Below are 23,591 nucleotides of genomic sequence, written 5' to 3'. Positions count from 1 at the left end.
ACCCTCTGCGGTGTGTTCAATATGGTGCAGCCGCGCGTTCGCGCCAACATTGAAGCATGACCGGAAACGCCCCCACCTTCGCCACGCTGCTGCTGCGCGTCTTCGTTCCGTTCGCGCTCGCCTATTTCCTTTCGTACATCTTCCGCGGCGTGAACGCGGTGATCTTCCCGTACCTCGAACGGGATGTCGGCATCAGTGCGGGCGACCTCGGCCTCCTCACCTCGGCCTTCTTCCTGTTCTTCGCCGGATGCCAGCCGATCCTCGGCGTCATGCTCGACCGCTATGGGCCGCGCCGCGTCCAGGCGCTGCTGCTGGCGATGGCGGCGATCGGCTCGGCGCTCTTCGGGCTGAGCCTCTCACTCGGCGAGCTGATCGTGGCGCGCGTGCTGATCGGGTTGGGATTCGCCGGCGGACTCATGGCTGCCATCAAGGCGATCACGCTGTGGTATCCGCCCGAGCGCTGGGGCCTGATCACCGGCTTCCACATGATGGCGGGCGGACTGGGCGCGATGGCCGCAACGCTACCGATCCAGTGGTCGCTCTCCGTCATCAGCTGGCAGGGCCTGTTCTTCTGGCTGGCCGGGGTCTGCCTCGTCGTCTCCGCGATCCTGTTCACTGTCGTGCCGGAGCGCGGCACGCCGGCGGCACCAGGAACGCTGCGCGACCAGTTCCGCATCACCGGCATCGTGCTGACCAACGGCTTCTTCTGGCGCATCCAGCCGCTGCTGACCTTCCAGCAGATGGCGTTCATCGCCTCGATCACCCTGTGGATCGGCCCGTGGCTGCGCGATGTCGGCGGCTTTGCCAGTAACGAGACCCGCGCCGACATTCAGCTCTACACGACGGCGGTGATGACCGCCGGCTTTGCCCTGAGCGGCGTGCTGGCCGGCGCCTTCCGCCGCATCGGCGTCAGCGACTTCGCCTCGGCCAATCTCATCAGCACCCTGTTCGCGCTGGTCTGCGCCTGGCTGGCCTTCCTGCCGTCGTTCTATCCCGTCGTGGCCTGGCTGCTGTTCGGCTTCCTTGGCGCCTATCCGATCCAGTACATGCCGCTGCTGGCGCGGTCGTTCCCGCCGCAATATGCCGGACGGGTCAGCACCAGCTCCAATCTCGTGGTGTTCACCGTGATCTTCGGCGGCCAATGGGCGATCGGCAAAGTCGTCGACCTGTGGCCGCGCACCGCCACGGGCTACTCGCCGGACGGCTACGCCTGGTCGTTCGGCCTGCTGTTCATTCTGCAGGCGGCGGGGCTTCTATGGCTTCTTCTATCGCGGGCACGTCCACTTCTGCAGGAGCGACCCCCGGCAGGTTGAGCGACGCCACCAGGTCGCGCACTTCCTGACGCGCCGCGACATGGCTCAGGGTTAGGGACGGCCCACCACTACCGCCGCCGCCGCGCTTCAGGTCGAGCAGCGTGAGACCACTCAGGAAGAGCTCCTTGTAGATCACGCGCTCGCTCAGGCCCGCCGCGACCCGGAAGCCGATCCGCTTGGCCAGCGCCTCGATCACGTTGCCCATGTCGCGCTTGTTGCGCGCCGCCAGCGACGACAGGCGATTGCGCATCACGATCCAGTCGACCGGCCGGCCCCCCTCGATGGCGCGAATCTGACGTTGCTTCCACACCGCTTCGGCATAGATCGACGGACGCACGATCTTCAGCGTGTCGGGATCGACGCGCGCCAGCAGATCGAGATCGATGAAGCTGTCGTTCAGCGGCGTCAGCAGCGTGTCGGCCCAGGTATGGGCCAGCCGGCTGAGATGGGTGTCGCTGCCCGGCGTGTCGACGATCACGAAGTCGGCCGATCCGACGGCGGGCTCCAGCGCCGCCGCCAGCCGCGCGCGCTCGTCGGCTTCGGCCTCGCGGCGATCGTTCAGCGACGAGATCATCACCGGCGTGTGCAACGGCATCGGCAGCTCGACGCCGTTCTTCTTCACATAGGCCGCACGGTTCTCGATATAGCGGCTGAGCGTTCCCTGCCGGGCATCGAGGTCGAGCGTCGCGACGCGCGCGCCGTCCCTCATCAGCGACACGGCGATGTGCAGCGCCGTCGTCGACTTGCCCGAGCCGCCCTTCTCGTTGCCGATGACGAGGACGTGGCCGCGGCCCTCGATCCGAGGGGCCTGCGTCTGGGCGATGCTCGGATTGGGCGCTGGTTGGAAGGCCTCGCTCACGCGACCTTGCGGATCCAGACGGCGGTGTCGTGGAACACCGCACCACCATTGGGCCAGCCGGGATCGGCCGAGGTCAGAGCATTGATGCCGATGCCGGTCTCGAAGTTGCGGTTGGGCCAGATGCCCTCGACGACGACGACACCCTTCTGCTGGCCCGCGCGGGGCTTGGCATTGACGACGGTCTTGCCGCGCTCGTTGCCGATCTCCAGCCGCTCGCCCTCGACGATGCCCATGGCGATGCAGTCGTCGGGATTCATCAGCGCGGTCGGCCGGACCTCCCGCTTCTGCGAGCTCGGCGTCTCGGTGAAGGTCGAGTTGAGGAAGGTACGGGCCGGCGCAGCGACCAGCCGGAACGGCTTGTCGTCGGTGGCATTCTCGATCACGTCGAAATGGTCGGGCAGGACCGGCATTTCCTTGCCGCGCGGCCCATAGGCCGCCCAGTCGGGCTTGAAGCGGAACTTCTTGTCAGGCCAGGCGAAGCCGTCGAGGAAGTGCGACGTCTCGAAGCCCAGATGGAAATCCTGGCCGCCCTTCTGCCAGTTGGTCTCGGCATCCCACATGCCCGAGACCTTGAGCGTCTCGTCCATGATCTCCCACGGTGTCATGTCGAAGCCGCGATGCGTGGCACCCAGGCGCTTTGCGAGTTCAGAAATCACGAAGTGGTTCTCGCGGCACTCGCCCGGCGCGTCAATCACCGCTTTGGCCACCTGGAAGAAAGTGTGGCCGCTGGCTGTGTAGAAGTCGTCGTGCTCGAGGAACATGGTGGCCGGCAGCACGATGTCGGCGAAGGCCGCCGTCTCGGTCATGAACTGCTCGTGCACGCAGGTGAACAGGTCGTCGCGCTTGAAGCCCTTGTGGACCAGCTCGAGTTCCGGACAGACCATCGCCGGGTTGGTGTTCTGGATCAGCAAGCCGGTGACCGGCGGGCCGTTCTTCAGCGCCGCCGGATCGTTGGTAAGCACTGGGCCCAGGCGCGACTGGTCGAGATCGCGGATCGAGGTATCGACCATGTCGAGCCCTTCGATCAGTGTCTTGTTGATCGGGTACATGCCGGTGTGGCCGTAGAGGGCGCCGCCACCCTTGTACTGCCAGGCGCCGGTCACCGCCGGCAGGCAGGTCACGGCATGCATGTTGGCCGCGCCGTTGCGGCTGCGGCTGAAACCGTGATGGCAGCGGATGAACGACGCCTTGCTCTGCCCGTAGAGGCGCGCGAAGGACACGATCTCTTCGACGGAGAGGCCAGTGATCTTCGATGCCCATTCCGGCGTGCGTGTCGCCACATGCGCGGCCAGCTCGTCCGGCGCGTCGGTATACTTGCGAAGGTAATCCCAGTCGGCATAGCCCTCCTTGAAGAGGACGTGCATCACGCCGACCGCCAGTGCGCCATCGGTGCCGGGACGGACCGCGAGATGAATGTCGGCCTGGTCGGCGGTTCCGGTGCGATAGGGATCGACCACGACGAGCTTGGCGCCGCGCTTCTTCGCCTTCATCGCGTGGGTCATCACGTTGACCTGGGTATTCACGGGATTGCCGCCCCAGATCACCACCAGCTCGGCATGCTCGTCGATCTCGCGCACGTCGGCACCGCGCTTGGCACCCACGCCGGCGATCCAGCCGGTATCCGACAGGGTCACGCAGATGGTCGAAAAATAGCGCGAGTACTTCATCGCGTTGCGCAGGCGGTTGATGCCGTCGCGCTGCACCAGGCCCATCGTGCCGGCATAGTAATAGGGCCAGATGGTCTCGCTGCCGTGCTGGCGCGCCTTTGCGATGAACTGCTCGGCCACGATGTCGAGCGCGTCGGACCACGAGATTTCGGCGAATTGCTTGGAGCCCTTCGGACCGACCCGGCGCAGCGGCTTCATCAGCCGGTCGGGATGGTGGATGCGTTCCGCGTAGCGCGCGACCTTCTCGCAGATCACGCCCGCGGTATAGTCGTTGCGCATCGAGCCGCGGACGCGGCCGATCCTGGCGTTGTCGAGCCGCTCGACGTCGAGCGCGCAGGTGCTCGTGCAGTCATGCGGACAGACCGAAGGTACGGTGGTCGTGCCCGACTCCCCGCTCCTGGCACGGGCGATCGGCGGGTAGGCATGATCGTCGGGGGACATCTGGACGCTCCACGAGAAGTGCCGCAGCATACAGACCGGTCACCGCCCGTGAAAGCGGCCTCAGGGAGTGGAAAGTCAGCGTGTTTTCTCAGGATCGGGTCTCCGTGGGCGCCGTTCGGCGCGCCATCGCTGCCGATGCTGAGGGCATCGCCCGACTTTTCCCCAGCCTGCCGCCTCTCGCCTCGACGAGCGATACGCGCGCGATCTTCGTGATCGACGGCGAAACCGCGCCGCTCGGCGCCATGCTGCTGGAGCAGGCCGCGGACCATCTTGCCGTCGGTCCCCTCTCAACGGCGTCCGATGGCGAACGCCACGAGGTCGCGCGGGCGCTGATCGCCTTTGCCGAGATGGCCGCCCGCTCGATCGGCCTGCGCGAGGTGCGGCTCTCCCGCGCCAGCGTCCCTGCCGACCTCGCCGCGTCGCTCGGCTACCGCGACGGCGTGAAGCGCATCCGCACCGGCAAGCTCGCCGCGATGACCGATTATCTCGAGGCGCTGGGCGTACCGCTGTGGCGCGACGGGGCGGCCCCGTTCGATCTCACGCTCTACTATCGCGGCGTCTGGGCGGCGATGGCTTTGCTTCTCGGGTTCGGCAGCATCACGCTGGCCGTCTTCGGTCCCGGCGACGTGACCCTGGTACATGTGCTCGGCCCCGCCCTGCTCTGCCTGGCCGCCTCCGCCTTCGCCTTCGTGCAGGTCTGTCTCATCGCGATCGCGGCCCGGCGGCGAGCCCCCGTCGCGATCGCCGTCGGCATCTTCGTGGCCGCCGCGCTGTCGATCGCCGGCATCGGCGGTCTGTTTTACGAGCGGGCCGTACCCTCGATCGGCGAGTTGTGGGCGATCTATTCCGGCGACGCGGCGCTCGACACGCTCGCCGTCTCGGTGAGTGCCGACGGCACCGCCCTCAGCGTCGAGGGCGCCTACGGCACCGGCAGCGCCGATACCGTGCGGCGCGCGCTCGACAAGCATCCCGGGGTCCGCCGGGTCGTCCTGGCCGGTCCCGGCGGGCGCATCGGCACCGCCTTCGAGATCAACCGCATGATCCGCAATCGCCGGCTGGCGACGCGCGTCGAGAGCGGCTGTGCATCGGCCTGCACCATCGCCTTCCTCGGCGGCAACGACCGCTCGATCTCAGCCGGCGGGCGCCTGGGCTTTCACCAGGGCAGCTTTCCCGGCCTTGGCCCCAACGACCTCTACGAGAGCAACCGCGACATGCGGCGCTTCCTGGTATCGAGCGGGGTCACGCCCGAGTTCGCGCAGCGCGTGATCGACACGCCGCCGAACGAGATCTGGACGCCGACGCCGCAGGAACTGCTGGCCGGCCGCGTCGTGCAACGCATCACTCGCTAACGAAGGTCACCGGGCATGATCCCTCGCGGTCTCGGCTATGACGACGCCATGCGGCAGTTCCGCTGGCCCACGCCTCAGCGCTTCAACATCGGTCGCGCCGTCTGCGAACGCCATGCGCCCGACACGCTGGCGATGATCGTCGAGAACGCCGACGGCTCGGTGCGCAACTGGACCTTCGGTCAGCTCCTCGCCGCGAGTTCGCGGCTGGCCAACGCGTTGGTCGGGCGCGGCATTTCAAAGGGCGACCGGGTCGCGGTGTTCCTCAGCCAGGGTGCCGAGCTCACGATCTGCCATCTCGCCGGCTATCGCATGGGCGCCGTCGTGCTGCCGCTCTTCACCCTGTTCGGCGAAGAGGCGATCGAATACCGCCTGGCCAACGCCGACGCCTCAGCCGTCATCACCGACATGAGCCAGCTCCCGAAGCTGCTGGCCGTGCGCGACCGCCTGCCCCATCTGAAAACGATCATCGTGATCGGCGCCGGCGCGCATGGCAGCGCCTTCCTGGACTGGGAGCGGCTGCTCGGTGCCGCCTCCGACCGCTTCGCCACGGTCGACACGGCGGCCGAGGATCCCGCGCTGCTGATCTACACGTCGGGCACGACCGGCCAGCCCAAGGGCGCGCTGCACGCGCATCGCATGATGCTGGGCTGCATCCCCGCCGTGGAACAGTGGCTGGGTCACTGGCCGCGCGGCAACGAGGTGATGTGGACGCCGGCCGAATGGGCCTGGATCGCCGGCCTCTACGACGCGCTGTTCCCGGCCTGGTATTACGGCACGCCGGTGCTGGCCCACCGCTTCGCCAAGTTCGACCCGGAACGCGCCTTTGCCATGCTGGCCAAGCACCGCGTCGGCGTGAGCTTCATTCCGCCGACCGCGCTCAAGATGATGCGCCAGGTCCACAGGCCGCAGGACCGCTGGACCTACGACATCCGCGCGATCTCGACCGGCGGCGAGGCCATGGGCGAGGAGCTGCTGAGCTGGGGCCGCGACACGTTCGGCACGACCATCTCGGAGGGCTACGGCCAGACCGAAATGAACCTGATGTTGCTGAACTCGCCCGACTGGTTCGAGGTCCGCCCCGGCTCCTGCGGCCGCGCCTGCCCCGGCCGCAAGGTCGCGGTCGTCGATGGCGACGGCAATGTCCTGCCACCCGGCCAGGAAGGCCAGATCGCCGGCTGGCGGCACGATCCGATCGTCATGCTGGAATACTGGCGCAATCCGGAGGCTACCGAACGCAAGTATGCCGGCGACTGGCTGCTGACGGGCGACCTAGGCACCATCGACGAGAACGGCTACGTCTTCTTCAAGAGCCGCGACGACGACGTCATCACCTCGGGGGGCTACCGCATCGGGCCCGGCGAGATCGAGGAATGCCTGATGAAGCATCCCGCTGTGGCGATGGTCGGCGTCGTGGGCGTGCCCGACCGAGTGCGGACCGAGATCGTGAAGGCGTTCGTCCAGCTCAGGCCTGAGATTGCGCCCACGGACTCGCTCAAGACCGACCTGGCGAACTTCGTGAAGACCCGGCTGGCCGCGCACGAATATCCGCGCGAGGTCGAGTTCGTGCCGGAACTGCCGCTAACGACGACTGGCAAGATCCTGCGCCGCGAACTCAGGCGCCGCGACGCCGAGCGCGGCGACGTCGTACGACTTCGTTAGGTCAGGAGCGTCTGGACGCTTTCAGCAAGGCTGTTGAGGAGCGTGGCGAGGCCGATCAGGGCTGCCGGCCACCATGAAAAGAGGCGGGTCGCAGGGTGGGTGGAAAACATGGTCTCTAAATATCCAAATGAAGTTCGGAATATAGATTAACTATATCCTTCATCTCATTGAATTTCAAAGATTTTACGACGCTACTTAATGTGCGATATCAGCTTGCGGCTGTCGATATGTTGAACTGCAGCTCCGCCAGACGGGCGTAGAGGCCGCCGCGGCGCACCAGCTCGGCATGTGGGCCGATATCGACCACCCGCCCGTGATCGAGGACGACGATGCGATCGGCCTTCTGCACCGTGGCGAGGCGATGGGCGATCACCAGAGTCGTGCGGTTGCGCATCACCCGGTCCAGCGCCTGCTGGACCGCCAGCTCGCTCTCGGCATCGAGGGCACTCGTCGCCTCGTCCAGCAGCAGCACGGCGGGGTCGCAGAGCAGCGCCCGCGCAATGGCGATGCGCTGGCGCTGGCCGCCCGAGAGCCGCACGCCGCGCGCGCCGAGGTCGGTCGCGAAATCGTGCGGCAGGGCCTCGATGAACCCCAGCGCCGAGGCCGCATCGGCCGCCGCCCGCACCTCGGCATCGCTGGCATCCGGGCGTCCGTAGCGGATGTTCTCCGTGACCGACGTGCTGAACAGGGTCGGATCCTGCGGGACCACGGCCAGCGACCGCCGCAGGTCGCCCAACGCCAGATCCCGTATGTCGACGCCGTCGAGGCGGATCGTGCCCTTCTCCGGATCGTAGAAGCGCAGTAGCAGGTTGAAGGCGGTCGTCTTGCCGGCGCCCGAGGGGCCGACGATCGCCACCGTCTCGCCGGGCACGATCGCCAGGTCGAAGCGATCGAGGGCGAGCGCGTCGGTCCGCGTCGGATAGCGGAACGAGACCTCCTCGAACGACACCGCTCCCCGCACCGGCTTGGGCAGGGGCTTAGGATGGGCCGGCTCGGCAATCGACGGCGCTTCCGCGCGCAGTTCGGCCAAGCGCTCGGCGGCGCCCGAGGCACGCTGCAGGTCGCCGATCGTCTCGCTGATCGCGCCGCCCGAGCTGGCGACCAGGACCGCGTAGAAGACGAAGGCCGAGAGATCGCCGGCGGTGATGCGGCCGGTCAGCACGTCATGGCCGCCCATCCAGAGGAGGAAGCCGACGGCCGAGAACACGATGAAGATGACCAGGGTGGTCATGATGGCGCGGCGCGAAACCCGCCGGGTCGCGGCCACGAAGGCCCGCTCCGTCGCCTCGCCGAAGCGCTGCGCCGCGCGATCCTCCTGGGCGAAGGCCTGAACCGTGCGCACGCCGTCCAGGGTCTCGGCCCCTTCCGACACCATCTCGCCCATGCGCGCCTGGGACTCGCGCGACAGCGCCTTCACCTGGCGGCCGAACACGATGATCGGCACGACGGTCAGCGGCACGACCGCCAGCGTCCACAAGGCGAGCTTGGGATTGGTGACAACCAGCATGACCACGCCGCCGATGCACATCAGCGTGTTGCGCAGCGCCACCGAGGCCGAGGAGCCGATCACCTGTTCGATGAGCTGCGCGTCGGCCGAAATGCGGCTCATGACGTCACCCGAGCGCTTGATCTCGAACCAGGCCGGCCCCAGCCGCACCACATGGTCGAAGAGATCGCGGCGAAGGTCGCCCACCACCCGCTCGCCCAGCCAGGAGACAAGATAGAAGCGCGCGCCCGAGGCGATGGCCAGGACGACAGCCACGGCCAGCAGCGAGGCCAGGGCATAGTTGAGGATGTCCGGCCGGCCCTGGGCGAAGCCGCGGTCGATCAGGGCGCGCAGGCAGGCGCCGAACGCCAGCACGGTCCCCGCCGCCACCAGCAGCGACAGGAGGGCCATGATCGTGCGCCCGCGATAGGGCCTGAGATAAGGGCCCAGCAGGGCCAGGCCGCCAAACCGGTTCATGGGGCCTGCCAATTCAGCGAGACGCCCAATTCGGCGCCCAGAACGGTCAACAAATCGCCTACGCCGCGCGTATCTTGCCACTGGCCGACGCCCGCATCGTACGCGTAATGCCGGGCGCCGCTCACCGGCGAACTCAGCCATATCTGCTGGGTGGGAGCATGTTTGTTGACGATCCAGGTGCCCGCATCACCCTCGACCGTCAGGATTCCGCCCTGGAGTTCGGCGTCGACATGGTCTGCCAGCGCCTCCTCGAGAGTCGCGAGCAGGCTGTCGGCGAGGGTTTCGAAGGCTGAATGGGTCATGGCCTGGCCGGTCTACAAGCCATGACAGGGTCGTACAACCAGCTTGTCGCCGCGCCCCGGGGACTGTATACCCCCGCCCCTGTTGCGCCGGCCGGTCGGAATCGGCCCTGAAGCGCTGGAGAGAGATCATGCAAGAGAAGATTCACCCCGACTATCACACGATCACCGTGGTGATGACCGACGGCACGTCCTTCGAGACGAAGTCGACCTGGGGCAAGGAAGGCGCCAGCCTGCGCCTCGACATCGATCCGAAGACGCATCCGGCTTGGACCGGCGTGCGCCAGAGCATCGATCGCGGCGGCCGCGTGCAGCGCTTCCGCAATCGCTTCGGCATGATCGGCAGCGACAAGACCGACACGCCCAAGGAAGCTGCCAAGCCCGAAACCGAGAAGTAAGCTCGCTTCTTCTTTCGGCGCTTCTGCTACATTACGGCCGCGATACCCTTCGGGAGGCGGCGTAGTGAAATCTGTTAGAGTTGTTTGTGCTCACGATTGTCCCGACATGTGCTCGCTCATCGCACATGTCGACAACGGTAAGGTCGTGCGCATCCAGGGTGACCCCGACCAGCCGTACACGGCCGGATTTGCCTGCGGCAAGGTCAACCGCGACAGCGACCTGGTGAACTCTTCCGAGCGCATCGCCACGCCGCTGCGCCGCACCGGGCCCAAGGGCTCGGGCCAGTTCGCGCCCATCACCTGGGACGAGGCGCTCGACGAGATCGCCGACCGCTGGAAGTCGATCATCAAGGAGAGCGGTCCGCTCGCCATCCTGGGCTACGCCTACTCCGCCCATCAGGGGCTGATGAACCGCGGCCTCGTGAACGGCCTGTTCCATGCGCTCGGCACGTCGCGGCTCCAGGCCGGTACGGTCTGCGACACGTGCTGCGAGACCGCCTGGGAAATGACGGTCGGCCCGGTGGGCGGTGCCGATCCAGAGTCGGTCATCTATTCCGACCTGATGATCTCCTGGGGCGCCGACTTGGCCGCCACCAACGTGCATTTCTGGGCCCTGGCCGAGAGCCAGCGCAAGAAGACCGGCATGCCGATCGTCGTGATCGACCCGCGCCGTACGCGCAGCGCCCGGGCCGCCGACCTCTACCTTCCCATCCGGATCGGCACCGACGCCGCCCTGGCGCTCGGCGTCATGCACATCCTGGTGCGCGACAGTCTCGCCAACCTCGACTACATCGACGTTCACACGCTGGGCTTCGACAAGGTGGAACGCGAGGTGCTGCCGAAGTTCACGCCGGCGCGCACGGCGGAGATCACCGGCCTCCCGGTCTCCGACATCGAGAAGCTCGCGGCGATGTACGGCAACGCCAAGGCCGCGCTGATCCGGCTCGGCGAAGGCATGACCCGCCTCACCCATGGCGGCCAGGCTTTGCGCACCGTGGCGCTGCTGCCGGGCGTCACCGGCCATTACGGCGTCAAGGGTGGCGGCGCGCTGCTGCTGACGGCCGCCTCGTGCGACCTCAACTACGCGGCGGTGCGCAAGCCCTCCGGGCCCGCGACGGCGCGCATGATCAATCACCTGCGCATCGGCGAAGAGCTCCTCAACATGCAGGACCCGCCGCTCCGTGCGCTGTTCGTGGCCGCCAACAATCCGGTCGTCACCTGCCCCGAGGTCCACAAGGTGCAGAAGGGCCTGATGCGCGAGGACCTGTTCACCGTCGTGCACGACCCGTTCATGACCGACACCGCCCGCTACGCCGACATCGTGCTGCCCGCCGCCAACTATCTCGAGACCGACGATCTCTACCGGGCCTATGGCGCCTATTGGATGCAGTGGGGCCAGAAGGCGGTCGAGCCGGCGGGCGAGGCGCGTTCGAACTTCCATGTCGCGCAGGCGCTGGCGCAGCGCATGGGCGTCACCGACGCGATCTTCAGCCTGTCGCCGCGAGAGGCCGCCGAGGAGTTCTTCAAGGGCTCGACCGGCCCGGCCTCGAAGGTCGACCGCAACGAGTTGTTCGCCGGCGTGCCGCTCAACATCAAGCACGACTGGGACGGCCAACCCTTCAAGACGCCGTCGGGCAAGCTCGAGTTTTTCTCCGAGCAGTTGGCCAAACAGGGCCTGCCGCCGATGCCCAATTGGGAAGCAGATCCCATCGAGGCCGAGGAAGCCGCACGCTGGCCGCTGCGCCTGCTGACCGCGCCGGGCTACTTCCAGGCCCACACGGCCTTCTCCGGTGTCGGCTTCCTGCGCGAACGCGAGGGCAAGCCGTTCTGCATCCTGCACCCCGACGACGCGGCCAAGCGCGGCCTCAAGGACGGTGAACGGGTGCGCCTGTTCAACGATCGCGGCGAGATCGGCCTGGTCCTCAAGGTTGCCGACGAGGTCCAGCCGGGCGTCCTTCTCGTGCCGGGCCAACGCCCCGTGGGCGAGGCCGTGTCGGGCACGATCAACATGCTCTGCTCGGACCGCTATACCGACATGGGCGAAGGCGCGACCTACCAGAGCACCTGGCTCGAGGTTGCTCCCTGGAAGGATGCGGTCGCGGCCTGAAGAAGGACTAAAGGTCCCTCGCTACGCTCCAGGGCGGGGGTTACCCCGCCCGCGATGACAGCATTCGCTGGATCGGCGCACTGCGCATCTCCAACGCCACTGTCATCCCGAGCGAAGTGAGGGACTTTCCGTTTCCTCAGGCCGTCTCGGCCTGGATGAAACGGTGCTGCGTGCGCTCGCGCCGGGCGAGCTTCGGCAATGCCTGCCCCACGATCAGCGCCTTGAAGTGCTGCGTCTCCTGGTGGGAGGCGAAACCCGCCTCGTCGCGGAACACTTCGTAGAAGAAGAACTTCTCGGGTTCCGCGATCGAGCGGTGGATCTGGAAGGCCTGTACCCAGGGCTCGCGCTGAGCCTGTGGCAGGTACTCGCGGACAATTGCCGCGACGGCATCGGCCTCGGACGGCTTGGCCTCCCAGAACGCCGTGACGATGAGCCCGTCTTTCAGGGCATGAAGATCGACCATGTGAATTCTCCCGTGCGGTTGGTGGGAGAGCGTTCTAGACCTCAGGGCAATCCCGTCGCTTCGGCCGGGGTCGAAGCGACTACTTCACCATCTCCGGCGCCGCGACCTTGATGCGCCCCGTGCGGCGCGCCTTGTCGAGCGCGTCGTAGTCCTCGTCCGTCTGCTTGGAATAGGCCATGGCGAACTTGCCGATCGCTTCATCGAGCGTGTCGCTGTTGCCGCAATAGCCGGCGATCATCGCCGGATTGCCCGACTTCGCATGGGCCAGCGCAAGCGCCCAGCCGCACAGGCCGCAATACTCGACGAATCCATCGAGGTTGCTCGTGTCGCTCTCGCTGAATTTCAGGCTGCCCTTCATGTCCGCGAGCTGGCGAACGTAGAAGTCCTTTCCGTCGACCTGTCCCCAACCGAGGAAGATGTCGGGCGACCCTTGCGCGAGGCGCTGCCCGACGACGACCCGTCTTCCCTGATTCTCGAACCTGAGCTGCTGGTCGACATAGGGCGCGATGACCGATGTCTGCGCCTGCTTCACCTGCAGGAACAGCGGATCGTCCGAATCGATCCCCTGCAGCAGGATGACCCAGCAGCCGGTACCGACACTGCCGACGCCCACGACCTTTCGCGCAGAATCGACAATCCGATAGCGTGACAGCAGCACGCGCCGGTCGATCGGCAGGGACTGGATATAGTCCTGCAACATGTTGTCGAGAGCGACATTGGTCGGCGTACCCGCCGCCGTTTCCGTCTCGCGCACGATCAGCGGCACTTCCTCGATGATGCGATGCTCGCCGCCGACCTCCTCGGTCAGCTTCTCCAGCACGGCGACATGGCTCTTGGTCCGGGCCTTGTCCATCAGCCGCTCGGCACCGCGCCGCGCCCGCGGTGACAGCGTGTCCAGGACGGCACGCTCATCGATGCGGTCGTACCAGATCTCGAGGTAGCCCATCTCGGCGTAGCGGCGCATGCGCTTGCGGTAGGACCGGACGATGGACCGCGCCGCCCCCTCCGCCGCCACGCGGTCGCCGCCCATGAAGCGCACAGCGACGGCGGCGCTGGCGGCGAGGCGCTTGAGGTCCCATTCCCACGGACCGGGATGGACTTCGTCGAAGTCGTTGATGGCGAAGATCAGATTTCGCTCCGCCGAAGCGAAGACGCCGAAATTCGAGACATGCATGTCGCCGCAGGCCCCGACGGCCATGCCGGTGACGGGCGTGGTCGAGAGGTCTGCCGCCATCACCGCCGCCGAGCCGCGGAGGAAGGCGAAGGGCGAGGCCAGCATGCGGGCGAAGCGCACCGGCACCAGCTTCTGCACCCGGTCCACATTCTGCGCCTCGAGGATGGCGACCGGATCGGGCCGGTTGGCCGCCTTTACGAAGCTGGCATGTGAGCTGCGCGGCACCTGCGCCCGTACTGCCTTGCCCGCCTGCAGGCGCTCGGCCACCGTCGCCCGGGGCGCCACGAAGCTTTCGAGCAACGACATGTTGTCGATCGCCATGTTCATGCGCTCGAACGTGCGATCGGTATTCGTGTTGATCTTTACCACTGTCATTGGACCACCCCGCTCCCCGTCGCCATTCAACGTCGCACTTTCGCGGCGGTCAAAGCATTTGAACGCGACGGCACCGTGTTCAGTCTGTCTGCGTTTACCGGCCCTTCGATCTCTTCAAAGTGCCCATCCCGTCCTCGTTGAGATTCTCCAGAGTGACCTGGGAAGCCTTTCCGTCGGGACCGACCAGAAAAGTCACGGCGACCATCCAGCCGGGGCTTTCCGCGAAGGGTGCATAGAGGAAGAGGTCGCGATTGAAATGCTTCAAGGGAAAGCGCTTGCCGGCCGGTCCCAGCGCAACTGAGAGCACGCCGCCGGCCTCGGCGACACGGACGTCGCCGACATAGTCGTTGTTGTAGTAGCCGGTATAGGCGTCGAGCGGCATCGATGGCGCCGGCGGAACCGGCGGCGAGGCATAGGGCGCCATCGCGGTCTTCTGGGCCACGGCACCAAACTGAGCATCGTAAATATCGTTCCAGTGCGCGATCCAGTCGCGTGACGACTTCCCGGCGAACACGTCGTCCAAGAATGTCGCGGCGAGCCCTTCCGGAACGCCGGTGGGGAACGCGTTGCTGAGGATCACGATGCCGAGCTTTTCCGCCGGCAAAAGGTGCACGAGCGTGCGGGCGCCGGCACTGAAGGCCCCGGCATGGCTCCACTCGACGCCGCGCTCACGGAAATCGACGTTCCAGCCCATCCCATAGAAGCCGACCACGCCGGTCTTCGGATCGACCCCGCGGATGATGTTGGGCAGGCGCGTCTGTTCGAGCGCGGCTTCCTTGATCAGCGGCCGGCCAGCATAGCGGCCATTGCCGAGTTCGAGCCGCAGCCACTGGACCATATCCTTGGCGCTCGAACTCACGCCGCCCGCCGGGGCCTGCGCGTCGGCGTTGCGCTTCACCAGCGGCGTCCACTTGCCGTCGATCCGCACATGAAGCGACGACCGATTGGGCTGGAGAATGAAATCCCGGGCGCGCGAGCTGGTCGATTGCATGCCGAGCGGCCGATAGACCTTCTCTTCCGCCAGCTCCTCCCAGCCCTTGCCCGTCGGCCGGGTGGCGGCGATCGCGCCGGCGGTGAACCCGAAATTGCTGTACGCGTACTTTGCCCGGAAGCTGCCGCCAGGCCGCGTGTAGCGGATTCGCTTCAGGATCTCCTCGCGGCTGAAGCCCAGATCCTCGATATCGTTGCCGGCACTCGCCGCCAGGCCGCTGCGATGCGAGAGCAGGTCGCGGATCGTGACCTCGGCCGTCGGATAGGCTTCGAGGAGCGCGAAACTCGGATCGAGATCGCGAATGCGCGTGTCCCATGTCACGACGCCGTCGCTGACCAGGGCCGCCACGACGGTAGCGGCCAGCGGCTTGGAAACAGAGGCCACCTGAAAGACCGTGTCCGCCCCGACTGTCTCGGCTTGCCCGGCTTCGCGAACACCGAAGCCCTCGAGGAAGACGACCTCGTCGCGATAGACGACGCCGATCGAAAGACCGGGGACTTCGCCCTTCGCCACGACCTGCCGCGCCAGCTCGCGAAGCTTGGGAAGGGCGGCCGTCAGTTTTTCCTTGGTGACCGTCTGGGCCTGGACCGCGAAGGGCGCGAGGCAGGTCAGGATCAGTGCCGCGAGCAGCCGCATCATTTCATGTTCCCCTGGAAGTGCCCGGCTTCTTATCACCGGCGCGGCCGGCCAGCAGCGCCAGACGTCCGCCCACGATGGCCGCAACGAAGGCCACGGGAACGAAAGCCGCCGGCACCCAGAAGGCTGCGCTGGCCACGCCAGGCGTCGTGAGCCCGCGTGAGAGCCCTGCCAACGTGGCCACGATCCCCGCCGCGGCGGCCCCCAGCGCAAAGCCGGTCTGCTGCACCGTCGCCACCGCGGAGGCGGCCAGATCGCCCTCCCCCGCTTTCGCCCCGCCCATCAGCCGTTGGACGCCGAACCCCCAGCAGGCGCCGATCCCGAGACCGACCAGGGCGATCAAGACCGGCAGGACCAGCACCGGCTGAGTCGTCATCAGCAGCGCCACGCCGGCCAGGCCCACCGCCATCGCGAACGGACCCGCGACCAGCATTCGTCCCGCCGACCGCAACGACCAGCCGGAGACGACAATCGACGAAATCGTCCAGCCCATCGATGCACCCGCCACCGTGTAGCCGGCGGCCAGCGGATCGAAGCCATGCAGGGTCTGCAGGAAGATCGGCACGAAGATCGACAGAGGGCTGTAGGCAATCGACACCAGCAACGCGAACCACATCGCAACGCCGGTCATGGAACTGAGAGAGAAGGCATCGCTCGGGAACAGCGGCGCCTTCGAGCGACGATCCAGCAGGATCATCCCGACCAGCAACGCTACAGCCGTGAGGAAGAGGCCCGCCTTGGTGAGCGGCAGGGAAACGACGCTGGCCGTCGACATCACCGCGATGGCCAGACAGATCAGCACGACGCGCCCGCCGGGTATGGCCCGCACCGGTCCGCCCTTCGCCACCCGCGCCCGCGGCAGCGCCCGTGCGGCGACGACCGCCAGCAAAGCCGCAAGCACGGTCACGGCATAGAAGGCGCCGCGCCAGTTTCCCCAGGTTGCGAACGCGCCGCCCACCATGGGGCCGACCAGCACCGCCATGCTCCACGCACCGGACAGCAGCGCCGCAACCCTCGGCCACATCGGCTCGGGAAACGCATTGCCGACCAGCACATAGGCCATGGCCGACAGCACGCCGCCGCCGAAGCCCTGCACGAAGCGTCCGGTGACCACGACGCCCATCGAGGGCGCCAGCGCGCAGATCAGCGCACCGATCCCGAAGACCAGAGCGCCGGCGCAGAAGGCGGTGCGCGCGCCGAGCCGCGCCGTCAGATGGCCGGTGCAGGTCGCCGCGACGATCGATGACGCGAGAAAGGCCGTGGTCGGCCAGCTCATCATCGCCGTGCCGCCGACATCCTCGACGATGCTCGGCAGCACCGTCGCCAGCATCAGCACGTTCATCGAGTGCAGCAGGACGCCGCCCACCAGCGCCACCAGAAGAGGCAGCCATTCGCGCCTCAGAAGCGCCGACCAACCGACCGTTGCAGTCATGGCCGGCGACTGATCATTTTCTCAGCGTCCGGTCAAACGATAGCCCCAGACGCGGTGTGAGTATGAGGGTGCCTGTCGGGTCCGAAAACCGCGAGCGCCGCCCGCGCCTGCGTGGAAATATGGGCCCATGGAATTGCTCGACCGCAGCAGCTACTACCGCGCCTTCCAGAGTCACGACGCCCGGTTCGACGGTCGCGTGTTCGTCGGCGTGACCTCGACCGGCATCTATTGCCGCCCGGTCTGCCCGGCCAGGACTCCCAGGTTCGAGAATTGCCGTTTCTTTGCGTCGGCCGCCGCCCAGGAGGCCGGCTTCCGGCCCTGCCTGCGCTGCCGCCCCGAGATCGCGCCCGACCTCGCCTTCTGGCGCGGCACCGCCAATACCGTGAGCCGCGCGCTCGCGCTGATCGCAGACGGCGCGCTCGACGAGGACGAGACCGGCGTCGAAGCTCTGGCCGAGCGCCTGGGCGTCGGCGGCCGGCAGCTGCGCCGCCTGTTCCAGCGCCATCTCGGCGCCTCCCCCCTCGCGGTTGCCCAAACGAGACGCGTGCTGTTCGCCAAGCAGCTCCTGCACGACACGCGCCTGCCGATGGCCGAGGTCGCCCTGGCATCGGGCTTCGGCAGCGTCCGGCGGTTCAACGAGACGTTCCGCAAGCTGTTCGACCGGCCGCCGAGCGCGCTGCGCCGCAGGAGTGGTGCCGATACCTCGGCGCGTGACGGTGTCACGCTGAAGCTCGCCTATCGGCCCCCCTATGACTGGCCCGGCATGCTGGCGGCGCTCGCGGCTCGCGCGACACCCGGCACCGAATGGATCGAGGACGGGGTCTGGCATCGCCGCATCGATGCCGACGGCGCGCAGGGCAGCGTCGCCGTCTCACACCTGGCGGACCGCAATGCAGTCGCCGTCACGATCCACTTCCCATCGGTCAAGGCCCTGCCCGCCATCGTCGCACGCGTGCGGCGCGTATTCGACCTCGGCGCCGACATCGCCACGATCGACAGCCATCTCGCCCGCGATCCCAAGCTTGCGCCACTGATCGCCCGACGACCCGGGCTGCGCGCGCCGGGAGACTGGGACGGTGAAAGCAGGGAGATGCCGCTCGACGACACGGCGCCGCCGGCCTGGCGGCCCTGGCACGCCTATGCCGCACAACATCTGCGGATGGCACGACATGGCTGAGCCTCTGGACTTCAAGGTCGATCGCCTCGCGACGCCGGTCGGCGAGCTGGTGATCATCGCCGATGGTCAGGGCCGGCTGCGTGCCATCGACTGGACAGACCACGAGGCGCGCATGCGCCTCCTGCTCGACCGCTACTGCGGGCGGGCGCGCTACACGCTTTCACCGGCGCGCGATCCGGGCGGGCTGACCAAGGCGATGGGCTCGTATTTCAAAGGCGACATTGCGGTCATCGATACGCTTCCGATCGAGACGACCGGCACGCCGTTTCAGAGCAGCGTGTGGCAAGCGCTGCGCAAGATCCGCCGCGGCACGACGATCTCCTACGCCGAGCTGGCTGCACGGATCGACAAGCCTCGCGCAGTCCGCGCCGCCGGGCTCGCCAACGGCCAGAATCCGATCGGCATCGTGGTGCCCTGCCACCGGGTGATCGGCAGTAACGGCACGCTGACCGGCTATGGCGGTGGCCTGCCCCGCAAGAAGTGGCTGCTCGAACACGAGGGCGCCCTGTAGACGCCCGGCTTCCCGACGGTGACGGGCGCCGTCAGTCCAGCGAGACGCCCGTCTCCGCGGCCACCGTCTTCCATTGGCGCACTTCGCCGTCGAGGAAGCGCGCCATCTCGGCGCTGCCTTGCGGCATCGGATCGAGAAAGGCGGCGTCGAACTTCTCCTGCACGTCCGGCAGGACCAGCACACGGGCGATGTCCGCCGCCAGCTTGTTCGTCACCTCGGGCGGTGTCCCCGCTGGGGCGAGGAAGCCGTACCAGTTGTAGACGACGACGCCCGGCGCGCTCTCGGCATAGGTCTGCACCTCGGGCAGGCGCGGATGGCGCTGGGCCGTGGCGATCGCCAGCGCCTTCAGCTTGCCTGACTGCAGATGGGGCATCACGGGCGCCATCGCGTTCATCACCAGCGGGATTTGGCCGTTGATTGCATCGTTGAGCGCCGGTCCGCCGCCCTTATACGGGACATGGACGAGGTCGAAGCCGACCTTCGCGCGCAGCAGCTCGTAGGTGAGATGCGGACCACTGCCCTGCCCCGGCGTGCCGACGGCGATCTTCTGCAGCTGCTCGCGTGGCAGGGCGAGCAGCTCCTTCAGCGAATTCGCCGGAAAGGACGGGTTGGCGACCAGGACCTGCGGCGACGCGCCGACGAGGGTGATCGGCACGAAGCTCTTAACCGGATCGTAGCGCGCCTTGGAATAGACCGCCGGATTGATGCCGTGCGCGACGTCGGCATAGAGCAGCGTATGACCGTCGGCCGGCGCGCGCGCGACGATCTCCGTGCCCAGCATGCCGGCGGCGCCGGCCCTGTTGTCGACGATCAGGCTGTAGCCCGCCGTCTCCTGCAGCTTCTGCGCCACCAGACGCCCGGTGAAATCGGACCCGCCGCCCGGCGCATAGGGCACCACCAGACGAATGGGTTGCGACGGATAGGCAGGCTGCGCGCGGACAGCCGGCGCGAACAGGCCGGCGGCGGTGCCAATCGTCAGGAAAGCGCGTCGTGAGGTAGCTGTCATGGCCGAAGATCATACACACTTCGTGCCAGTCCAGTTCCTCCTGGACGAGCGCCGTCAACGCCCGCCATCCTCTGGCGATCCTCAAGCCTGGAGGATCGCCACCGCCTGTTCGTAGGCCGCCTCGGCTCGAACCTTGAGTTCCGCCAGGGTGCAGCTTCCGATCGGATGCTGGACCTTCACGAACGGATAGTCAGGAATGCCGAGGACGCGCGCGATGTTCTTCACGGTCACCTCGAAGGGCGTCGTGCAGATCACCACGGCGCGCTTGCCGAGTTGTTCGAAGCTGATGCTGTCGTGCAGACTGCACGTTGAACAGGACCCTCAATCGCCTAAGCCGGTGATGAGGAAATCCACCTCCTGCGCCACCTGGGTGAGGGTCGCCGACGGCGCGGGAGCGCTCGCGTTCCTCTTGGAGGCGACGGTGCGGATGGTGCAGCCGTGGCGCTCCACGAACAGCGCGGCGACCTCGCGTAGCATCTCGTCGGCGTTGAGCTTGCCGTTCTCCAGGAGGCCGATCCGCAAGCCCTCGAGGCTGGCGAGCGCCGGTGCCCTGTAGGCCTTGCGCTTGGGCGTCGAGGACATCGGTGAATAGAGCTGCATCGGAAACTCCCTCTGTTTACGGGCGAGCGCCGGCAGGCGGCGGCGTGATGGCCTGGTGCTGCATGATCGAGGCCCGTCCTCGGCTCCAGGACGGGATGAAGCAGGAATGGCCTCCGGCATCGCCCCCGCCCATGGTCACGAGAATGTCGTCCGGCCTCATGCCGCGATGCATGAAGCCCTCCATGGCCAGGGCGTGCGCGCCCTCCCCGTGCTGGGCGTCGTATTCCCGGTCGCGATACTTGCCGGCATCCTTCATGCCCGCGACCGATCGCCTGGCCGTGACGAACAGGAACTCCTGCACCTTCTCACGCGACCAGCCGGCATCGGCCACGATCTTCATATGCTCAGGTGCCAGGATCACCACGCTCTGGCCAAGGCTGATGCAGCCATAGTTGGCCATCGAGTCCGCCACCGAGGTCAGCACCTCTTCCGGCGTGTTGCCGCCATGGTTCTCGACGTTGAAGAACCCGCCTCCGGCGAAGCAGGTGACGCTCGACATCCCCGTCTCGTAGCCCTGCGCCTCGCAGAGCAGAGGCCAGGGATTGCCGCGCGACCGCTCGGCGATGCAGAAGCTGTACTTGCCAGGATTGCCCTGCGTGGACTTGTCGGAAATGCCCGGCAGCATCTGGAACACGTTGCGCAGGATGAGCCGGACCGCGCGGCCAATCGTGCCGTTGGCGCGGTTGCCCGGGCCGAAGAGGTTCACATCGGCGTTCATGCCGATTTCCTCGGCATAGGGCCCGCTCACCACCAGCAGCGGCGCCGAACCGCCGGTGCTGGCGGTCGAGCCGTGGAAATTGAAGTCCTGCCGGTTCATCGCCTCGAAGGCCGCGACGATCACCGGAAAGTATTCAGGCACGCAGCCCGCCATCACGGCGTTCACCGCGGCGGCATGCAGCGACAGGTCGAGGCCGGTCGCGGGATGATGGGCGATCACCGTCTCCCGCGACCGCGCATCGGCCGCCAGCATCGCATCGACGCGGGCGACGACCGGTGGCACGACAGGAAGCCCGTCGGTCCATCCCTGCCCGTAGCACCAGTCGATCGCAGCCAGAAGATCATCGGGGACTTCGTGGATACGTGGCTTGGCGGCGAGGGCCATGTGCGCTTCTCCCCTATTCGACCTTTGCGCCGACGCCTTCGACGAGCTTCCGCCATTTCACGAGCTCGCCCGGCAGGATCGCCCCGAACTCGGGGCCTGCGCGGAAATCGACGTCGGAGCCGCCGCTTTCGAGCTGCTCACGGAAGGCCGGGTCCTTCAACGCATTGGTCATGGCGCCCACGATGGCTTGGGTGACTTCAGGCGGCGTGCCCGCCGGTGCGACGAGGCCCAGCCAGCCTTCCAGGCTGAACCCGTCGGGCAGCGCCTCGAGCAGGGTCGGCGTATCGGGAAGCTGTCGCGAGCGCTTCGAACCGGTCGTCGCGAGCGCACGCAGCGTCTTCTGCTGCACCTGCCCCAGGGCCGTCTCGAAGGTCGGGAAGCCGACCTGCACCTGGTCGGACAGGAGCGCGCGCACGATCTCGGGCGCGCCCTTGTAGGGCACATGGACATAGTCGATGCCGGTGGCCTGACGGAATGCCTCCGCAGCGAGATGCGCGGGGCTGCCCGCACCGCCCGAGCCGAAGTTGAGCTTTCCGGGATTGGCCTTCGCCATGTCGACGAATTCTTTAACCGTCTTTGCCGGGCTGTTGGCCGGTACCACCATCATCGAGGCGCCGCGCACCAGCAGGCAGATCGGCGTGAAATCCTTCACCACGTCGTAGTTGATCCTGGCGTAGAGCGCCGGATTGATGACGTGGCTGTTGGCCATGATCATCAGCGTGTAGCCGTCGGGTGCCGAACGGGCGACCGTCTCCGCGCCGATGTTGCCGGCGGCACCGGGCCGGTTCTCGACCACGAACTGCTGCTTCAGTTCCTGCGTCAGGCGCTGCGCGACGCGCCGTGCCGTCGTGTCGGGCGAGCCGCCCGCGGTGAACGGCACGACGAGGCGAACCGGCTTGTCGGGATACTGCGCCGCCGCCTGGCCCGCGAAGCCGACCACGGAGGCCGCTGCCAGCAGCAACGCTCCGCACAGGCCCGTGAGGCTCCTCTTTGTCGCGTGGCGCATCTCGGCCGAAGCCATGGTTCCTCCACCGGCAGCATCTTCTTGTTCTGCCAGTAAAGGCGCCCGATCCCGGCCGGATGACAACCACCCCGTTCCGAATGAGCCATAGCCTGCAGGCATGGCCCCTGCAGGGTCGCTAACGGCGGGGCGTCTTGCGCCGCATGGCGGCCCGCGCGAAGTCGGCGACCTTCTTCACCACCGGCAGGCGCCACTTGGCCTCGGTGGTGAGCATCCAGCACTCGTAGCCGATCTCCACGCGAAGCTTCAGCTCGACCAGCGTGCCGTCACGCAGCTCCTGTTCGAAAACGAAGCGCGGGCCCAGGGCGACAAAGTCGGACTCGACGGGACGGCTCTTCACCAGGGCATAGTCGTCGGAGACGAAGGCATTCATGTTTCGCGCCGCCTTCGCGCTCATGGGCCCCAGCCATTTGCGAAAGCTCGGCACGGCACCGACGCTGGCGAGAGGATACCTGAGCAGAATTTCCGGCGTGAGCGGCGCCTGGCGCAGGGCCGGATGGTGCGGTCGCACCACGGCGATCCGCAGGTCGTCGCAGATCTTTGCGCGGATAAAGTCGGACTGCTCGTCGGGCGCCTCGAAATAGCAGAAGACCAGGTCGAGACTGCCCATGCGGAGCGAGCGCATCAGCGTCTGGACATCGTCGTAGCGCGCCTGGAGTTGCAGCTCGGGAAAGGTCTTCCCGACCTGCCGGACGACCTCCGGCAGCAGCTTGATGCGCGTCGCCGGCCCGACCCCGATGCGCAGGCTGCCTGTCTCGCCCCGGGCGAGTTCCTCCAGTTGCTCACCCATTCTCGCCACGCCGGCCAGCAGCATCGCCGCGTGCTCGGCCGCTGCGTGGCCGTAAACGGTCGGCCGGGCGCTGCCACCCCCGCGGTCGAACAGCTTCAGCCCAAGATGCTTTTCGAGCCGAGCGATGCTCTTGCTCAAGGTCGGCTGCGAAATTCGCAACCGCTTGGCCGCGCCGCTGAAACTGCCCGCACTGCAGACGGCGACGAGATGCTCGAGTTGCTTCAACTCCATCGCGGCAGGGTATCAGGCCGCGAGGGG

At 67.1% G+C, this 23,591-nt stretch carries 20 protein-coding genes; 7 read left to right on the top strand and 13 right to left on the bottom strand.

Annotated features, from left to right (window positions below):
• The first annotated feature begins 56 nt into the window (after positions 1-56).
• Entirely contained in the window at positions 57-1,313 is a 1,257-nt protein-coding gene (locus tag ACQY78_RS00685) for an MFS transporter (protein ID WP_428681789.1), read from the top strand.
• On the opposite strand, the gene ACQY78_RS00680 is transcribed toward ACQY78_RS00685, so the two are convergent.
• Both ACQY78_RS00680 and ACQY78_RS00675 read right to left on the bottom strand, forming a co-directional pair.
• Positions 1,231-2,172, bottom strand: a complete 942-nt coding sequence (locus tag ACQY78_RS00680) for a division plane positioning ATPase MipZ (protein WP_428681787.1) — start codon at positions 2,170-2,172, stop codon at positions 1,231-1,233. The genes ACQY78_RS00685 and ACQY78_RS00680 overlap by 83 nt on opposite strands.
• Positions 2,169-4,280, bottom strand: coding sequence for a molybdopterin-containing oxidoreductase family protein (locus ACQY78_RS00675; protein WP_428681785.1), 2,112 nt, complete (start codon positions 4,278-4,280; stop codon positions 2,169-2,171). Before ACQY78_RS00675 ends, ACQY78_RS00680 begins: the two co-directional genes overlap by 4 nt.
• Positions 4,281-4,384: 104 nt before the next feature.
• Between ACQY78_RS00675 and ACQY78_RS00670 the strand changes: the two genes are divergently transcribed.
• Complete coding sequence (locus tag ACQY78_RS00670; protein WP_428681783.1) at positions 4,385-5,629, top strand: hypothetical protein; 1,245 nt, start codon at positions 4,385-4,387, stop codon at positions 5,627-5,629.
• Between the two features lie 15 nt (positions 5,630-5,644).
• Positions 5,645-7,288, top strand: a complete 1,644-nt coding sequence (locus tag ACQY78_RS00665; RefSeq protein ID WP_428681781.1) for an AMP-binding protein — start codon at positions 5,645-5,647, stop codon at positions 7,286-7,288.
• Positions 7,289-7,496: 208 nt separating this feature from the next.
• Here the strand turns inward: ACQY78_RS00665 and ACQY78_RS00660 are convergent, their stop codons facing one another.
• Positions 7,497-9,251 (bottom strand): ABC transporter transmembrane domain-containing protein, encoded by a 1,755-nt coding sequence (locus tag ACQY78_RS00660; RefSeq protein WP_428681779.1) that lies wholly within the window; start codon positions 9,249-9,251, stop codon positions 7,497-7,499.
• Positions 9,248-9,553 carry an iron donor protein CyaY gene (cyaY, locus tag ACQY78_RS00655; RefSeq protein WP_428681777.1) on the bottom strand — a complete coding sequence of 102 codons (306 nt, stop codon included), beginning with the start codon at positions 9,551-9,553 and terminating at the stop codon, positions 9,248-9,250. Before cyaY ends, ACQY78_RS00660 begins: the two co-directional genes overlap by 4 nt.
• Positions 9,554-9,681: 128 nt before the next feature.
• On the opposite strand from cyaY, the gene rpmE reads away from it, so the two are divergent.
• Positions 9,682-9,948 carry a 50S ribosomal protein L31 gene (gene rpmE / locus ACQY78_RS00650; protein WP_428681775.1) on the top strand — a complete coding sequence of 89 codons (267 nt, stop codon included), beginning with the start codon at positions 9,682-9,684 and terminating at the stop codon, positions 9,946-9,948.
• Between the two features lie 64 nt (positions 9,949-10,012).
• A complete protein-coding gene (locus ACQY78_RS00645) occupies positions 10,013-12,055 on the top strand; it encodes a molybdopterin-containing oxidoreductase family protein (protein ID WP_428681773.1) in 2,043 nt (680 codons plus the stop codon).
• A 136-nt stretch (positions 12,056-12,191) separates the two neighbouring features.
• On the opposite strand, the gene ACQY78_RS00640 is transcribed toward ACQY78_RS00645, so the two are convergent.
• From ACQY78_RS00640 to ACQY78_RS00625, 4 genes are all read right to left on the bottom strand, one after another.
• On the bottom strand, positions 12,192-12,518 hold the full coding sequence (locus ACQY78_RS00640) for a putative quinol monooxygenase (RefSeq protein WP_428681771.1): 327 nt from the start codon (positions 12,516-12,518) through the stop codon (positions 12,192-12,194).
• A gap of 79 nt (positions 12,519-12,597) precedes the next feature.
• Positions 12,598-14,067, bottom strand: coding sequence for a DUF2252 domain-containing protein (locus tag ACQY78_RS00635; RefSeq protein WP_428681769.1), 1,470 nt, complete (start codon positions 14,065-14,067; stop codon positions 12,598-12,600).
• 94 nt (positions 14,068-14,161) lie between these two features.
• Positions 14,162-15,697 carry a serine hydrolase gene (locus ACQY78_RS00630; RefSeq protein WP_428681767.1) on the bottom strand — a complete coding sequence of 512 codons (1,536 nt, stop codon included), beginning with the start codon at positions 15,695-15,697 and terminating at the stop codon, positions 14,162-14,164.
• Position 15,698: 1 nt separating this feature from the next.
• Positions 15,699-17,126, bottom strand: coding sequence for an MFS transporter (locus ACQY78_RS00625; protein WP_428681765.1), 1,428 nt, complete (start codon positions 17,124-17,126; stop codon positions 15,699-15,701).
• Positions 17,127-17,253: 127 nt separating this feature from the next.
• On the opposite strand from ACQY78_RS00625, the gene ACQY78_RS00620 reads away from it, so the two are divergent.
• Complete coding sequence (locus tag ACQY78_RS00620; RefSeq protein WP_428681763.1) at positions 17,254-18,303, top strand: bifunctional transcriptional activator/DNA repair enzyme AdaA; 1,050 nt, start codon at positions 17,254-17,256, stop codon at positions 18,301-18,303.
• On the top strand, positions 18,296-18,814 hold the full coding sequence (gene ogt, locus ACQY78_RS00615) for a methylated-DNA--[protein]-cysteine S-methyltransferase (RefSeq protein WP_428681761.1): 519 nt from the start codon (positions 18,296-18,298) through the stop codon (positions 18,812-18,814). The genes ACQY78_RS00620 and ogt overlap by 8 nt, the downstream gene beginning before the upstream one ends.
• Before the next feature lie 31 nt (positions 18,815-18,845).
• On the opposite strand, the gene ACQY78_RS00610 is transcribed toward ogt, so the two are convergent.
• The 5 genes from ACQY78_RS00610 to ACQY78_RS00590 form a co-directional block, all read right to left on the bottom strand.
• The gene (locus ACQY78_RS00610; RefSeq protein WP_428681759.1) at positions 18,846-19,820 is read right to left on the bottom strand and encodes a Bug family tripartite tricarboxylate transporter substrate binding protein; all 975 of its coding nucleotides are present in this window, start codon (positions 19,818-19,820) and stop codon (positions 18,846-18,848) included.
• An 81-nt stretch (positions 19,821-19,901) separates the two neighbouring features.
• Positions 19,902-20,420 carry a UGSC family (seleno)protein gene (locus ACQY78_RS00605; protein ID WP_428681757.1) on the bottom strand — a complete coding sequence of 173 codons (519 nt, stop codon included), beginning with the start codon at positions 20,418-20,420 and terminating at the stop codon, positions 19,902-19,904.
• Between the two features lie 16 nt (positions 20,421-20,436).
• Positions 20,437-21,522, bottom strand: coding sequence for a hypothetical protein (locus ACQY78_RS00600; RefSeq protein WP_428681755.1), 1,086 nt, complete (start codon positions 21,520-21,522; stop codon positions 20,437-20,439).
• Positions 21,523-21,535: 13 nt separating this feature from the next.
• Positions 21,536-22,543 carry a Bug family tripartite tricarboxylate transporter substrate binding protein gene (locus tag ACQY78_RS00595; RefSeq protein WP_428681753.1) on the bottom strand — a complete coding sequence of 336 codons (1,008 nt, stop codon included), beginning with the start codon at positions 22,541-22,543 and terminating at the stop codon, positions 21,536-21,538.
• A gap of 118 nt (positions 22,544-22,661) precedes the next feature.
• Positions 22,662-23,564, bottom strand: a complete 903-nt coding sequence (locus ACQY78_RS00590) for a LysR family transcriptional regulator (protein WP_428681751.1) — start codon at positions 23,562-23,564, stop codon at positions 22,662-22,664.
• Between the last annotated feature and the right edge of the window lie 27 nt (positions 23,565-23,591).

The sequence above is a fragment of the Reyranella sp. genome (genome assembly GCF_965279625.1).
Lineage (GTDB): Bacteria > Pseudomonadota > Alphaproteobacteria > Reyranellales > Reyranellaceae > Reyranella.
Note: the sequence above shows the minus strand (reverse complement) of the source record. Positions and strands in the feature narration are given on the sequence as shown.

Excerpts from the sequence above, each read along its gene's own strand:
- ACQY78_RS00685 (WP_428681789.1), top strand. The coding sequence starts at position 57 with ATGACCGGAAACGCCCCCACCTTCGCCACGCTGCTGCTGCGCGTCTTC.
- ACQY78_RS00675 (WP_428681785.1), bottom strand. The coding sequence starts at position 4,280 with ATGTCCCCCGACGATCATGCCTACCCGCCGATCGCCCGTGCCAGGAGC.
- ACQY78_RS00665 (WP_428681781.1), top strand. The coding sequence starts at position 5,645 with ATGATCCCTCGCGGTCTCGGCTATGACGACGCCATGCGGCAGTTCCGC.
- ACQY78_RS00660 (WP_428681779.1), bottom strand. The coding sequence starts at position 9,251 with ATGAACCGGTTTGGCGGCCTGGCCCTGCTGGGCCCTTATCTCAGGCCC.
- cyaY (WP_428681777.1), bottom strand. The coding sequence starts at position 9,553 with ATGACCCATTCAGCCTTCGAAACCCTCGCCGACAGCCTGCTCGCGACT.
- rpmE (WP_428681775.1), top strand. The coding sequence starts at position 9,682 with ATGCAAGAGAAGATTCACCCCGACTATCACACGATCACCGTGGTGATG.
- ACQY78_RS00640 (WP_428681771.1), bottom strand. The coding sequence starts at position 12,518 with ATGGTCGATCTTCATGCCCTGAAAGACGGGCTCATCGTCACGGCGTTC.
- ACQY78_RS00635 (WP_428681769.1), bottom strand. The coding sequence starts at position 14,067 with ATGACAGTGGTAAAGATCAACACGAATACCGATCGCACGTTCGAGCGC.
- ACQY78_RS00630 (WP_428681767.1), bottom strand. The coding sequence starts at position 15,697 with ATGATGCGGCTGCTCGCGGCACTGATCCTGACCTGCCTCGCGCCCTTC.
- ACQY78_RS00625 (WP_428681765.1), bottom strand. The coding sequence starts at position 17,126 with ATGACTGCAACGGTCGGTTGGTCGGCGCTTCTGAGGCGCGAATGGCTG.
- ACQY78_RS00620 (WP_428681763.1), top strand. The coding sequence starts at position 17,254 with ATGGAATTGCTCGACCGCAGCAGCTACTACCGCGCCTTCCAGAGTCAC.
- ogt (WP_428681761.1), top strand. The coding sequence starts at position 18,296 with ATGGCTGAGCCTCTGGACTTCAAGGTCGATCGCCTCGCGACGCCGGTC.
- ACQY78_RS00610 (WP_428681759.1), bottom strand. The coding sequence starts at position 19,820 with ATGACAGCTACCTCACGACGCGCTTTCCTGACGATTGGCACCGCCGCC.
- ACQY78_RS00600 (WP_428681755.1), bottom strand. The coding sequence starts at position 21,522 with ATGGCCCTCGCCGCCAAGCCACGTATCCACGAAGTCCCCGATGATCTT.
- ACQY78_RS00595 (WP_428681753.1), bottom strand. The coding sequence starts at position 22,543 with ATGGCTTCGGCCGAGATGCGCCACGCGACAAAGAGGAGCCTCACGGGC.
- ACQY78_RS00590 (WP_428681751.1), bottom strand. The coding sequence starts at position 23,564 with ATGGAGTTGAAGCAACTCGAGCATCTCGTCGCCGTCTGCAGTGCGGGC.